General features: G+C 35.5%; 9 protein-coding genes and 1 pseudogene. 8 read left to right on the top strand and 2 right to left on the bottom strand.

Annotated features, from left to right (window positions below):
• The first annotated feature begins 110 nt into the window (after positions 1 to 110).
• The 6 genes and pseudogenes from ACFIJL_RS07035 (at position 111) to lpxK (ending at position 6,287) form a co-directional block, all read left to right on the top strand.
• A complete protein-coding gene (locus tag ACFIJL_RS07035; protein ID WP_375623789.1) occupies positions 111 to 1,442 on the top strand; it encodes a TldD/PmbA family protein in 1,332 nt (443 codons plus the stop codon).
• Positions 1,429 to 2,235, top strand: coding sequence for a 3'(2'),5'-bisphosphate nucleotidase CysQ (locus ACFIJL_RS07030; RefSeq protein WP_375623787.1), 807 nt, complete (start codon positions 1,429 to 1,431; stop codon positions 2,233 to 2,235). The genes ACFIJL_RS07035 and ACFIJL_RS07030 overlap by 14 nt, the downstream gene beginning before the upstream one ends.
• 46 nt (positions 2,236 to 2,281) lie before the next feature.
• Positions 2,282 to 2,527 (top strand): DUF4170 domain-containing protein, encoded by a 246-nt coding sequence (locus ACFIJL_RS07025; RefSeq protein WP_375623785.1) that lies wholly within the window; start codon positions 2,282 to 2,284, stop codon positions 2,525 to 2,527.
• Positions 2,528 to 2,787: 260 nt separating this feature from the next.
• Positions 2,788 to 3,064 (top strand): annotated as a pseudogene (locus tag ACFIJL_RS07020) (hypothetical protein); the annotation flags it as partial.
• Positions 3,065 to 3,934: 870 nt separating this feature from the next.
• On the top strand, positions 3,935 to 5,257 hold the full coding sequence (waaA, locus tag ACFIJL_RS07015; protein WP_375623783.1) for a lipid IV(A) 3-deoxy-D-manno-octulosonic acid transferase: 1,323 nt from the start codon (positions 3,935 to 3,937) through the stop codon (positions 5,255 to 5,257).
• Positions 5,247 to 6,287 carry a tetraacyldisaccharide 4'-kinase gene (gene lpxK, locus ACFIJL_RS07010; protein WP_375623781.1) on the top strand — a complete coding sequence of 347 codons (1,041 nt, stop codon included), beginning with the start codon at positions 5,247 to 5,249 and terminating at the stop codon, positions 6,285 to 6,287. Before waaA ends, lpxK begins: the two co-directional genes overlap by 11 nt.
• Positions 6,288 to 6,306: 19 nt before the next feature.
• On the opposite strand, the gene ACFIJL_RS07005 is transcribed toward lpxK, so the two are convergent.
• Together ACFIJL_RS07005 and mutL are read right to left on the bottom strand one after the other, a co-directional pair.
• Entirely contained in the window at positions 6,307 to 6,543 is a 237-nt protein-coding gene (locus ACFIJL_RS07005; protein ID WP_273787833.1) for a DUF2093 domain-containing protein, read from the bottom strand.
• Between the two features lie 109 nt (positions 6,544 to 6,652).
• On the bottom strand, positions 6,653 to 8,506 hold the full coding sequence (gene mutL, locus ACFIJL_RS07000; protein ID WP_375623779.1) for a DNA mismatch repair endonuclease MutL: 1,854 nt from the start codon (positions 8,504 to 8,506) through the stop codon (positions 6,653 to 6,655).
• Positions 8,507 to 8,754: 248 nt separating this feature from the next.
• Between mutL and ACFIJL_RS06995 the strand changes: the two genes are divergently transcribed.
• Both ACFIJL_RS06995 and lldD read left to right on the top strand, forming a co-directional pair.
• Positions 8,755 to 9,843: a 2'-deoxycytidine 5'-triphosphate deaminase gene (locus ACFIJL_RS06995; RefSeq protein ID WP_375623777.1), complete on the top strand. Its 1,089-nt coding sequence runs from the start codon at positions 8,755 to 8,757 to the stop codon at positions 9,841 to 9,843.
• 1,152 nt (positions 9,844 to 10,995) lie between these two features.
• Positions 10,996 to 12,147: an FMN-dependent L-lactate dehydrogenase LldD gene (gene lldD / locus ACFIJL_RS06990; RefSeq protein ID WP_375623775.1), complete on the top strand. Its 1,152-nt coding sequence runs from the start codon at positions 10,996 to 10,998 to the stop codon at positions 12,145 to 12,147.
• Positions 12,148 to 14,210: the final 2,063 nt, after the last annotated feature.

Genomic DNA, 14,210 nt, shown 5'->3' with positions numbered 1-14,210 from the left:
TGAAATGTGCATAATCTTATGAATAAACACACAAGAGTTATATTCTGATTTGTATAAATTTGTCAGAATGCTTATCAATGTAAATAATAAAATATTTTAGGGAGTCTATAATGACTGACAAAAACCAGATTGAGAAAGCTGTTTCGTTGGTTGAAGCAGCAAGGCGTTCTGGGGCAGATGCTGCTGATGCTGTTATTGTTCATACTCATTCTACCAGTGTATCAGTTCGTTTTGGGAAAGTCGAATCGACAGAAGCAGCAGAGAGCAATGATTTTACTCTAAGGGTTTTTGTTGGAAAAAAAGTAGCAAGTGTTTCTGCTAATTTAGGATCTTATCCGCAAGAACTTGCGGAACGTGCTGTTGCGATGGCTAAAGCTTCTCCCGATAGTTTATTTGAAGGTTTGGCAGATAAAGAGTGTTTGGTTAAGTATCCTAAAGATCTTGATCTTTTTGATGATTTTGTACCCAGCAGTCATTTTTTAACAGAAGATGCTTTAAAAACGGAGGCAGCAGCTCTTGATGTTAAAGGTGTAAGCAATTCTGGTGGCGCTGCAACAGCTTATGGCCGTAGTGGGTTTGTTCTTGTGACCAGCGATGGTTTTTGTGAAGCCTATCGCTCAAGTTGTTTTTCACGTTCTTGTAGTGCTCTTGCCGGAGAAGGAACACAGATGGAGCGAGATTATGATTATACAACAGCCTTACATTTTTCTGATTTAGAGGCAGCAGAAACTGTGGGAAAGAATGCAGGGCTTGGTGCTGTTCGACGTTTGGGTGCAGTTCGTGCGGCAACTGGGGGCGTTGATGTTATTTTTAATCCGCGTACGGCTCGTGGAATTGCAGGGCATATCGCATCTATGGTCAATGGAGCTTCTGTGGCTCGTAAAACGAGTCTTTTACAGAATTTTCTAGGCAAGGAAGTGATGAAGCCTAATGTTAATGTAACCGATCAACCTTTGCGATTACGTGGAAATGCTTCTCATCCTTTTGATGGAGAAGGGGTAGAGGGGCAAACACTCAATATTATTGAAAATGGTATTTTAAAAAATTGGCTTCTTTCATCATCTACAGCACGAGAATTGGGACTTAAAACAAATGGACACGGTGTGCGTTCGGCATCATTGGTGCAGCCGACCAGTACAAATTTTGCTATTGAACCGGGTTTAGTATCGCCTTGCGATATGATAAAAGATTTGCAAAATGGATTTTATGTGACCGAATTATTCGGTCATGGCATTGATTTTATTACTGGTCAGTATAGTCGTGGGGCTTCCGGTTTTTGGATTGAAAATGGTGAAATTGCTTATCCGGTGAGTGAAGTAACGCTAGGTTCTAATTTGCTCCATATGTTAGCGCATTTAACACCTGCCAATGATATTGATCGGCGTTATAGTACCGCTGCTCCAACATTGTTAGTTGAAGGGATGACACTTGCAGGAAAATAATACGCATCATTCTTCTGATTTAAATCTTTTGCGTGAGGTTTGTCGAGAAGCAGGAGATTTAGCAATGCGGTATTTTGGATGCACGTTGGATGTCTGGATTAAAGAAGGTAATTCCCCGGTCAGTGAAGCAGATTTTGCTGTTGATCATTTCTTGAAAGAGAAGCTTCTAGGGGCACGTCCAAATTATGGATGGATTTCAGAAGAAACAAAAGATAATCGAGAAAAACAAGATTATTATGAGCGCTCTTTTGTTGTTGATCCTATTGATGGAACGCGTGGTTTTCTTTCTGGCAGTCCTTATTGGTGTATTTCGGTTGCCATTATTGAGAATGGGCGTCCTATTGTGGGTGTTCTACAATGTCCGGCTCAAGGGGATGTTTATGCAGCTGTAACGGGTGGAGGGGCAACATTAAATGGGATAAAACTTCCTCGTTTAGCCTTTCAGGTTCATAGAAAATATAAAATTTCACTTGATAAATCGCTCGCACAAAAATTACCAGATGATTTTCTCAATCAAGTCAGTCTTTACCATTATCTTCCTTCTCTTGCTTATCGTATTGTTCTTGTTGCTCAAGATGAAATTGATATCGTATTAGTTCGTCCAAATTGTCATGAATGGGATATTGCCGCTGCTGATCTTATTTTGCAGGAGTGTGGAGGGTGTTTTTTATCGCTTGATGCCTCTTTACTATCTTATGGAATTGAACCTTACCAATATGGACTTTTAATTGCTGGTAAAAATAATTGCTGTCAAGATATGATAGATGTTGTTCGTCAAACAAAGTTAGTTTAATCACGTAAAAGCACGCTAAAATAATCTAAATAATATAGAGGCACATATGACTGAAACCAACGAAAAAAAACAATATTTACATCTTGTATTTGGTGGGGAATTAAAAAATCTTAATAGTAATCAATTCAAGAATCCCGATGATTTAGATGTGGTTGGTATTTTCTCAGATTATAAATCCGCTCAAGAAGCATGGCAGGCAAAAGCGCAAAGCAGTGTAGATAATGCATTACAACGTTATTATATTGTAGATTTGCATCAGTTTCTTGATGCTGAGGTAGGCGATGCAGAATAAAGCTTGATATTTGGTTATTATAGCCAGTAGATTGCTGCATGCTTTTGTTTAGTTATCCTTTTCATAGGTACTTTCTTCGGGTAAAATAGAACGTTGTAAAAAAGAATATGCTTGTTGTTTAAAATTCATATGTTTTCTTAATAAAACATCTCTCAAAGCACCCAAACCCATTTCATAATAGTGTTCGTGCAAGGTGTAAAATCCATTGTTGCACCACCATCTTTGCGCTTAATAAAAATGCAAGATAGTGCTATCAACCTATTTACAACAGCAATATTATCATGACAGCGATCACTCGAAGTGTATGATTATATTGTGAATAGTCACTTTGCTCTTGAATAGGGTCTGAGACACTAATGCGTTAAGATTAACAAAAAGAGTAGCATTATTAATGATACTAATTACTACTCTATTGAGATTATTAGCACTCCCTACTTAATCTATTGGAATTTTTTCAACGAGTTATTTCTGTAAGCTTAGAAACCATAAAAGTCGTTAGAAACTTACCAAAATTAGAAACTTAGAGAAACTGAATAGATTTATAAAGTTAACTTACCTCATAAGGGCTTCTTAGGTACTCGTTTAAAACTACAATCTATAAGTTAATCATTTTGTGTTGATTATATACAATCTTAAAAGGAATAAGATATCATGCAACCTCCTGAAAAGAGAGGATTTAAAATTTTGAAAACTCTTATTTAAATTGCTGTAAGACTTTTAAGAAATTCTCTATTAAACAAGATTAGATTTTTCTGGATTACCTTTAAGAGATGATATCACAATTTAAAATGAGAACGCTATACCATTCAAAAGTTTTTTTTAAAGATTTGTTTGACATATTCATTTTATTGAAATGAAATAATAGAGATTGAGCTTCCTTTTAAACATATTTTATTTATATTAGGTTGTAATGTCTATATGGATTATTTTTTGAAAAATTGACAATACCTAACATATGTAAAAATAAGTTTTTTCTCTAAAATACCAACGTGTACAATTCAAAGCCTCACTAAAATTATAAGAAGTATTTATTCAGTGAGCTGAAAAAATATGTCATAGGTTGTATGGTATTTATCATTTATATTTTCAAAATTATAATTGATTGAAAAATAGTTTTGTTATTTTTGAGTAAGATTTTTATAAGGTGCAGAATGAAGTGATAAAATTTCATTAAAAGAGATTTAAATAATGTGTATATGTTATTTTTATAGGAAAGTTTTAAAAAAAATATGGTGATAAAATTGCATTTTTTGTCCTTTATGTATTGAATTTTCTCATAGGTTAAGCGTTTTTTATTTAAGATATGGATGATATTAAAAAAATACGAAAGCAACCACTAGTGTTGATGAATTTTTTAACAAAATAAGCATATAGATATCTTAAAATAGCTGGATGAGGTGATTTTAAATGGTAGAATTAAAGGCACATACGGCTCTTTTAAGCTATCGGATAATTGGTTTTTGCTTATGTCCTGTTATTCCTTTTTATTTGTTCTTTCGTGCTATTCGTGGAAAAGAAGAGTGGTGTCGCAAAAAAGAGCGTTTAGGTAAAAGTTCTTATGTACGCCCCCAAGGTTCATTAGTTTGGTTGCATGCAGCAAGTGTTGGAGAAACACTTGCACTTTTTCCACTTGTAAATTATATTTTATCATTGAAAATCAATGTGTTAATGACAACAGGGACTGTGACATCTTCTACTCTTGTGAAAAAACATTTTGGTAATAGGTTGATTCATCAATATGCTCCTTTGGATTTAGATTTTGCAGTGCGCCGTTTTATTAGTCATTGGAAGCCTGATCTCGTCTTGATTTGTGAATCAGAAATTTGGCCCCTTCGTATTAAAGAACTTGCAAAAATGCGTATTCCGCAGATTTTGGTTAATGCCCATATGTCTGAACGTTCTTTTAAAGCTTGGCAAAAACGACGCGTTCTTGCCAAACATATTTTTAAGGATATTGATTTGGCGATTGGTCAAAACGAAAGAGATGTAGCTTATTACCATAAACTTGGCGTAAAATCTGTTACGTTTTCTGGTAATCTCAAGGCTGATGTTTTTCTGGTTGAAAATCAAGCATTGCTTGCACGTTATCGTAATGCTATCGGCAATCGTCCAGTTTGGGCAGCTGTTTCAACGCATGAAGGGGAAGAGGAGATTGCTTTTGAGGTCCATAAGATTGTTAAAAATTATTTGCCAGATTTATTGACAATTATTGTGCCTCGTCATCCTGAACGTTCAGAAGATCTTATCAGAAAATGCGATAATAAGGGGTTAAGTTTTATTCGTAGGAGTAGAGATGCTGTTCCAAACATGAATACCGACATTTTATGGGGAGATACCATTGGAGAAATGGCACTTTTTCTTCGCTTATCACAAGTTTCTTTTGTTGGTAAGTCGTTGTGTGGAAACGGTGGACATAATCCCTTGGAATTGGCTTTGCTTGGCTCTGCTATTTTGACAGGGCCCCATGTTTCAAATTTTCAAGAGATGTTCAAACAATTTCTAACGCATGATGCAGCATATATGGTTCAAGATACAAAACAGCTTGCTATTCAGGTGTATAAGCTTTTAACAAATGAAACATTGCGACAAGAAATGGTTGATAAGGCTCATGAAGTGGCGACAGGTATGGCAGGTGCACTTGAGCGCACATTAAAAATTTTAGATCCATTTTTACACCCCCTTGTAATACAAACAGGTTTACGTCAACGTCAGGGTAGATATGCATATTAGCGCCCCCCATTTTTGGTGGAAAAATAAAAGCTTTTTGCGTTTTGTATTAGCCCCAGTTTCATGGGGGTATGGTTATTTTTCAAGTCGTTTTATGGCAAGACAGCCTCCCGTGATTAATCTGCCTGTTTTGTGTATTGGAAATTTTACATGTGGTGGTGCGGGTAAAACGCCGGTTGTTATTGCTTTTACCAAGGTGGCTAAAGAACTTGGTTTTGTACCTGGTATTGTATCTCGTGGTTATGGTGGATCAGTTAAAGGGGTACATCTTGTAAATGAGAAATATGACAATGCACGCGATGTTGGAGATGAGGCACTTTTACTTGCACGGCATGCTTTTGTAGCTGTATCACCTAATCGTTATGCAGCGGCGCAACGGCTTAAGCAAGAGGGATGTAATCTTATTTTAATGGATGATGGATTTCAAAGTCGCCGTCTTTATATGGATTATGCGTTACTCGTTGTTGATGCGATGCGCGGTTTTGGTAATGGAGCTGTCTTTCCAGCAGGACCTTTGCGCGTACCATTAAAAACGCAGTTTTCTTTTATGGATAGTGTTTTATTGATTGGTCACTCCGATGTACCTGATAATGTTGCTTTTCTTGTTTCGCGTACTGGAAAGCCTTTATATCGTGCTCATCTTAAAGCCAGTGCTTCTGATGAGGTTTCAGGAAAATCATTTTTGGCATTTGCCGGTATTGGAAATCCAGATAAATTTTTTAAATCTATTAAAGAATTGTCTGGTCATGTGGTGCAAACTTACATATATCCAGACCACTATTTTTTCACCGATAAAAATTTAAAAAGCCTTATACAAAAGGCTAAAATGCACAATTTATGGCTCGCAACAACAGCTAAAGATTATACCCGTATACAGACAATTCACACGCAAAAAGATTTGAAAGATCTTATTGTCTTTGATGTGAATGTCGATTTTGTTCAAAAAGACTTCTGTCGCATGGTTCTTGAGGAGGTCATGACCCGCTTTAGAAAACGTTCCCTTGAGTTTTCTTGTCTAAAAGGCAAAGGCTAAATTTATAGCTTTCAAAGGGTTATTTTTCTTTTGTTTTTAACAATTGCTTGAGATATGGGTTGCATTCAAGTTCGCGCTGATAGGAGATTTCACAACTAGCATATGCTTCTTGGCGGTGATGATTCCAATATTTTAAATCATCTATAGGGATTTTTTGCCCGCTAACAGCACAAATGGTATAGGTACCATATTCTATAATGTCATATCCGTTATTAGAATAATGAATTTTTGCTTCGCGTTCACTATCGGAAAACATTATAACTCCTTTTTGCTTGATACAAGAGACTCAAGAAAAGTGCCATAAAATATATTATAAAGTCGAGAGTTAATTTAAAAATATTTTTCTTGTCAAAATGATTAAGAGTTTATTTTCTGCCAAAAAGCCGTTCTATATCTGCCAATTTGAGTTCAATATAAGTAGGGCGTCCATGATTACATGTACTTGTATTAGGTGTTGCCTCCATTTGTCGTAATAGTGTGTTCATTTCTTCAGGGTGTAAAAGGCGCCCTGACCGTATTGAGCCGTGGCAGGCCATCGTTGCTGCAACATAATCAAGCATTGCTTTTAAATTATTTGTTGTATCATACTCAGCGGCCTCATCTGCGAGATCTTTAATAAGGGCTTGGACGTTGATCTCTCCTAACATGGAAGGTGTTTCACGCACAACAATTGCTCCTGGTCCAAATGGTTCTATTCCTAATCCAAATTTTTGCAAAGCATCTTTATGCGTTAAAAGACATGTTGCATCCTCTTCAGAGAGTTCTACAATTTCAGGAATAAGTAATAACTGTGAAGGAAGCGGTTTGGAATAAAGTGCATTTTTGAGTGCTTCATAAACCAATCGTTCGTGAGCTGCATGCTGATCGACAATGATCAAACTATCTTGTGTTTGGGCGATAATATAGTTTTTATGGATTTGTGCTCTGGCCGCTCCTAATGGATAAGATAGCTCTTCTGATGAAGATGTAGTGTTTGGAATGTATGCATCTCCACTTGGTGTATTTAAGCCCTCCATAATAGGAGCAGCATCTTCTTTTAAATCAAAAGAGCGAGTACTATCCAATGGTTTGTGAACCATTGAAGCGCTGGTAAAATGATGAGGCTGTGAACTGTAAGAAGAGAACTGGTGAGTGTTCTTAAAATTGCCTAATGGTTGTTGTGCCAATGGTTGTTGTGTTTGAAATGCAGCAAGCATTGCTTCAGAACGGGTTGAAGTCGGACGAATACCAGATTGCTGCAATGCTTCACGAATAGCTCCAACAATTAAACCACGAATTAATCCTGGATCACGGAATCGTACATCAGCTTTAGCTGGGTGAACATTAACATCTACTTCAGCAGGTGGGAGATCAATAAAAAGAATAGCGACAGGATAACGATCTCGTGTCATGACATCAGCATAAGCACCTCGGAGTGCACTCCATAGAAACTTGTCACGCACGGGACGCCCATTAACATAAGCAAATTGATGAAGGCTGTTATTTCGGTTGAAAGATGGTAAACAGGCAAAACCCGTTAAGCGCACCGCTTCGCGTTCAGCATTCAGCGCGATGCTATTAGGGGCAAATTCTTTTCCCATAATTTGTGTAATGCGTTGTAATTGTCCTTGAGTATTATTTTCTGTAGCAGATAGTTCCATAGATGTTCTGTCTAATCCAGAAAGAGAAAAGCGGATATGTGGAAATGCGATAGCAATTCGCTTAATCATATCGCTAATAGCATTTGTTTCAGCCCGATCAGTTTTCATAAATTTTAATCGTGCCGGCGTGACAAAGAAAAGATCACGAACTTCAACAATTGTTCCAAGGTTTGCAGCAGCTGGTTTTGGTCCTACAATTTTTCCTGCAGTAACGGAAATTTCAGCAGCGCTCTCAGCATCTTTTGTTCGTGAAATGAGTTTAAGTTTAGCAACAGAACCAATAGAGGGGAGGGCTTCTCCTCTAAACCCAAGGAAGCAGATATTGTGTACGTCATCGGTAATCTTTGAGGTGCAATGGCGAGAAACCGCTAAAGTTAATTGATCGGCAGGAATCCCACAACCATTATCACTGACTTTGATAAAATTTTTTCCACCATTTGCCGTAATAATTTCAATGCGCGTTGCACCAGCATCAATAGCGTTTTCAACAAGTTCTTTGACAACATTTGCTGGTCGTTCAATAACTTCACCAGCGGCGATTTGATTAATAATATTTTCGCTAAGATGGCGTATAATCATAATAAATTCTAACAGGAATCTTAAGGGTTCTATAAAAAATTATGATAACATCATTTGCGCTACATTCAAGAATAAGAGAGGATGAGAGATATTATTTTTACAATACCTCCTGTTTATTTTTAAAGAGAAGCAAAATGTTTTTCAGTTGGGTAAAACAGAAAAAAATCGTTTTTATCACCTTAAAATAACTTGCACCAATTTATCATCTAGGTCAAAAAAGAAACAATGTAAAAGGGAAGGCGATATATATGACGCGTATAAGCGGTATTTTAGCAGATAGTGATATACAGGCTTTGATTGATAATAATTTTCTCAAGGCTTGCTATCCATTTGATAGATCTCAAATACAACCAGCAAGCCTTGATCTTCGTTTAGGGGAGAAAGCTTATCGTATACGTGCTTCTTTTATGCCGGGTTCTGATGCAAAAGTTTTGGATAAGCTTGAACGGTTAAAGTTGCATGAGTTTGATTTACGAGACGGAGCGGTTTTGGAAACGGGGTGTGTTTATATTGTTCCTCTTTTGGAAAGTTTAGCTTTACCAGAATTTTTATCTGCTGTTGCCAATCCCAAAAGTTCTACGGGGCGATTAGATATTTTTACACGCGTCATTACGGATAATGCGCAGGAGTTTGATAAAATTTGTGCTGGTTATCACGGCCCACTTTATTTGGAAGTTAGTCCACGAACATTTCCAATTTTAGTACGTACAGGCTCGCATTTATCACAGCTTCGGTTTAGAAAAGGGCACAGCTATTTAAATGAAATTGAGCTGCATGCTTTGCATAGGCAAGAAACGCTGATATCGGATGATCTTCCTAATATTAGTGCTGATGGTATTGGACTTTCCATTAATTTAAAAGGAGATGAAAACGGGCTTATAGGTTATCGCGGTAAACATCATACAAGTGTTATTGATATTGATAAACGTGCTGTTGCTCACATTTTAGATTTTTGGGAACCTCTTTTTGATCGAGGTCAAAGGGAGCTCGTTCTTGATCCTGATGAGTTTTACATTTTAGTTTCACGAGAGTCTGTTCATGTGCCTCCACTTTATGCTGCAGAAATGCCTCCTTTTGATCCCTTAGTTGGTGAGTTTAGGGTGCATTATGCAGGTTTTTTTGATCCAGGGTTTGGGCATAAGGAGGCAGGTGGTAAAGGGGCAAGGGCAGTTTTAGAAGTACGTAGCCATGAAGTTCCCTTTATCTTAGAGCATGGTCAAATTATTGGCCGTTTGGTCTATGAACATATGCTTAATCGACCATCAACCCTTTATGGATATGATGTTGGATCACATTATCAAGCACAGGGTTTAAAGTTATCCAAGCATTTTAAATGAATTGAGAACTACGAATTTTGATAACATGTATGCAGAAAGCGTATTTTAGATAAAAGAAAATTTTGTGCTTCGCAAAACCGGCATTATGCATTCTATTTTTAATTTCCAAGGTTATCTCATCCCTTGCATTTGAGAAGATATGAGAGGCATTTTTGCTTCTTTTTTCAAGAGGTTGTATCTATACAAACTCTACTTATGATGTGCAAAAGAATAGTTTTGATTATTTCATCATGACAAAATCTAAAATGAAAGAATCTGACTATATTCAATATGTCATACATATATATTATTATAATAAATCAATAGGTTAATAAAATTCAATATAACAGTAGCGTATTCACTTTTCAAATTAAATATGCGAGATTGGATACTGCACTTGACTCCATTTTTCTAGAGTTTAATGACCAGTATATTTCATTTTGTATAAAAAATATCTTTAAAGAGTTAATAAATAAGTTTTTCACTAAATTTTAGTAACATAATAAACATTGTTCTAATTTTAGTAACTCATTTATAGCCTCAAGATATAATATTGCTAGAAAATTATTCAATTAAATATGAAGATTTTCTATTAGTATGAACATTAAAAGTTTTTTATGTTGTATGTGAATTAGGCACTGTATATTTTTATAAACTTTCATGAATAAGTAACAGGTCTCAGTTTTGAATATTGATATAAGAAGATTTCTGGATGTATGCGACAGCTTTATTTCCAGTATTAATAAAGGATTTTTTCATCTTTTGAAGGAGATTATGGTTTATACTTAATGATGCTCTATATTCTTAATAACTGATAATGTAAGAGCCTTTGGAGGGAGAAACGACTTTAAATTATAACTAATTAAGCTACGGAGCAATCGCTTTCGAAGAGGTATTGGTTTAAAGGGAGTATAACAATTTCAATTGCACATGAAAAATATATGAGTAGACACGTTATTAATGATACTTCATACTGTGAAATTTTAAATTTGGATAAGAGAAATAAAGACGTTGTTTTTATCAATTAGTTTTTTTTTAGAAAGTTGCAATCTCTGTTGCTTCTATCTATTCAATAGAGCATTTGGGGAGAATATCGAATAGGTAGATACACGGATTCGCTTTTATGCGTTTTAGGATGTCTTCTCTTTTTATTTAGGAACAATGGTGCCATCAATGATTATTTCTTCAACACTTGATTATCGTAAGGCAGCAAAGCGTCGTCTTCCTCCCTTTCTTTTTCACTATATTGATGGTGGGGCTTATGCTGAAGAAACGATGCGACGTAATTATACAGATCTTCAAGCACTTGCACTGCGTCAAAGGATTCTAAGGCAAGTTGGTGAAGTTGATCTTTCAATCAAGCTTTTTGATCAGACACTTGATCTACCGATTGTGCTCGCACCTGTTGGGCTAACGGGCATGTATGCACGTCGTGGTGAGGTGAAAGCAGCGCGCGCCGCAGCGGAAAAAGGGATCCCTTTTACGCTATCCACGGTTTCAGTTTGTCCCATTGCAGAAGTGCAGGAAGCGGTTGGAGGTGCATTTTGGTTTCAACTTTATGTTCTCAAAGATCGCGGTTTCATGCGTGATGCACTAGAGCGGGCTTGGTTAGCTGGTGTACGCACGTTGGTTTTTACAGTTGATATGCCCGTTCCTGGTGCACGTTATCGTGATGCGCATTCGGGAATGTCTGGTCCTTATGCTGGATTACGTCGTTTTTTACAAGCTTTAACTCATCCATATTGGGCTTGGAACGTTGGTGTTATGGGGCACCCTCACGATCTTGGAAATGTTTCCACTTATCTCAAAAAGAAGATTGCATTAGATGATTATGTAGGTTGGCTTGGTGCAAATTTTGATCCATCAATTGGTTGGCATGATCTACAATGGATTCGCGATTTTTGGAAAGGAAAAATGGTTTTGAAAGGTATTCTTGATACAGAAGATGCGCGAGAAGCAGTAAAATTTGGTGCGGATGGCATTGTTGTTTCTAATCACGGTGGACGTCAGCTTGATGGTGTATTATCAACAACACGGGCGTTGCCTGAAATTGCGGATGCTGTAAAGGATCATTTGACTATTTTAGCGGACTCAGGTGTTCGTTCTGGTCTTGATGTTGTACGCATGATAGCACAAGGAGCGGATGCTGTTATGATTGGTCGTGCTTTTGTTTATGCGCTTGCGGCAGCAGGTAAGAAAGGTGTTATGCATCTCCTTGATCTTTTTGCCAATGAAATGCGGGTAGCTATGACACTGACAGGTGCTCAGACAATCAAAGATATTACCCGCAAGAGTTTGGTGAATACAGATATTTTTAAGCAATGAAAGCAATATGTTATACCACTTTAAAAAAAAGAAAGTCTTTTTTATAGAGGAGCATAATTATATATTTTACAAATATGTTGACAGTTAAAGTTAAATAGAAAAGATCAAAAAACTTTTCTATAAAATCACAGAAAATACTCAATAACTATAATAGTATTAAAGAAAAAACGTTAATAATAATAAAAACAAAAAAAATAATAATAACATTGCATACATCTTTTATTTATTTTATTAAAAACTTATTCTATGGATAAAAAGGAATAAGCGCTGCTATTAAAGGTACAACAACTGTTGATATAGAAAAAATAAATATATATAATGCTGTGAACATTTTCCCTCCTATGTATAAAAACATTAAAATATAAAATTCATTTAGTTTCATTCCAATATGAAATAATATTAATTATAATATATAAATAACATTATTAAAATGTCAATATGTATTTATTGTAATATTTAATTATAATAAAATCGGATCAATATAAATAATGTTTCTATAATCTATATATTATTTATATTAATTTTATTGAATAATATATTATATGGATATGATATTGTTTTTATGGAGTACGTTTTTAAGCAATGAAAAAATATCCGTACTATCTTTAAAAAAAGCTGGTTTACTGAGAGCAAAACTGCGTGAATTAATGTGCTTTTCTTTCTTATTTTCTTGCATCCTCAATGATTTATGATGTTTTTGAACTGGTGAGCATATTAGGAAGCAGTTGAATATTTTTTATATAGTATGTCATTTCTAACACTATTTATACGTTCTCGATTGATTTCATAACTTGTTAAATGTCCAGCTCGTTTTTATTGCAGATGGGGACGTTTGGTGTTCCTAATGATACAAAATGGCATAGAATGTTTTGTTCCATAAGCGATTTAACAATTGCATCTCCAAGCTTCTCCTTTGATACTATGCTCTTCACAGACAACAAAAGATTGGTGAGATTGCATAACTCTAGCACTGATCTATTATCTCAAAGTTGAATTGTTGGCACACTTGTAAGCGTTGGAATAACTTCATGTTTTTTGAAGCTCTTCAGCAACATCAAGACAAATTTGAACAGTTTCTTCAGTAGCAAGTAAGATAACATCTTTTCCTTTTTTAAACAGAAGTTTTACTGATATTAATTTTTAAAGTATTTTTATGAATATTTATAACAGCGCGCTTTCCTAAATCTATATAAACGGGGACAAGATTACTCAGAGTAGAAAGGATTACAGTTTCTATTTGATTGAATTATTACTCATAAGTAATTGGATAGTATTTACTTTATCGCTGAGTAAAAAAGAAAAGTTTTTCTCTCTTTAAAGAGAGGATGGATTGTCATTTCGCCAATAGGAATAGTTTGCGAGCAATTTGTTTTATGCAAGATAACTTAACATTGCAGTTACTTTTTATCACTTGAAGCTGTGAAAAGAAAGCTAAGATAGATGAAAGAATGTAAAAAATGATGGATACATTTTAAGATAAAAAATTATAATTTTGTTAATTCCACGCCAGTTGCTGCTGATATTGGTGACAAAAGAAATTTGATCAAAAAAATATCAAAATTATTTGAGGACATTCCTCATGGCATGTAGAGTAAACCTTTTTGTTGGTATGGGTGAGATTTTCTTTGAGCAGAAATTGATTCTATCCCCTGAAATCAGCAATAATCTCTCAGGTTATGTCGTAAACTTTTTAAGGATGTTACAACACCACTATCGTCCTTTTATGAAAAAGGTTAGCATTTCAGATGAGCAGTTGTGAGGAATTTCAACGTTTAATACAGCAAGATCCAGAAACTCTCACGGATTTAGAACGGGCTTCAAGATTTTTATATTTACAGCGATTAAGTTTTTGAGAGAAGGTAAATCGTACGATGAGAGTTGAAATCCATCGTAGCGCGGGGGCTTAAGCCCTTTCAATTTGAATGCGTGCTAAAACTTATTTTCCTCTGTTTAGCAGGTGTTAGCATTGAACATTTAGACTAGTCTATTTTTATTGTGCGTTATGATCGTCTAAAAATTTTGTTCTATCTTTTACCACTTTAATTATGGTTTTGAGGGTTATT

Source organism: Bartonella sp. TT119HLJHH (assembly GCF_042193385.1).
Taxonomy (GTDB): domain Bacteria; phylum Pseudomonadota; class Alphaproteobacteria; order Rhizobiales; family Rhizobiaceae; genus Bartonella.
The sequence above is the reverse complement of the archived record's forward strand: the minus strand, read 5'-3'. Positions and strand labels throughout refer to the sequence as shown.

Excerpts from the sequence above, each read along its gene's own strand:
- ACFIJL_RS06995 (WP_375623777.1), top strand. The coding sequence starts at position 8,755 with ATGACGCGTATAAGCGGTATTTTAGCAGATAGTGATATACAGGCTTTG.
- mutL (WP_375623779.1), bottom strand. The coding sequence starts at position 8,506 with ATGATTATACGCCATCTTAGCGAAAATATTATTAATCAAATCGCCGCT.
- ACFIJL_RS07035 (WP_375623789.1), top strand. The coding sequence starts at position 111 with ATGACTGACAAAAACCAGATTGAGAAAGCTGTTTCGTTGGTTGAAGCA.
- waaA (WP_375623783.1), top strand. The coding sequence starts at position 3,935 with ATGGTAGAATTAAAGGCACATACGGCTCTTTTAAGCTATCGGATAATT.
- ACFIJL_RS07025 (WP_375623785.1), top strand. The coding sequence starts at position 2,282 with ATGACTGAAACCAACGAAAAAAAACAATATTTACATCTTGTATTTGGT.
- lpxK (WP_375623781.1), top strand. The coding sequence starts at position 5,247 with ATGCATATTAGCGCCCCCCATTTTTGGTGGAAAAATAAAAGCTTTTTG.
- ACFIJL_RS07005 (WP_273787833.1), bottom strand. The coding sequence starts at position 6,543 with ATGTTTTCCGATAGTGAACGCGAAGCAAAAATTCATTATTCTAATAAC.
- lldD (WP_375623775.1), top strand. The coding sequence starts at position 10,996 with ATGATTATTTCTTCAACACTTGATTATCGTAAGGCAGCAAAGCGTCGT.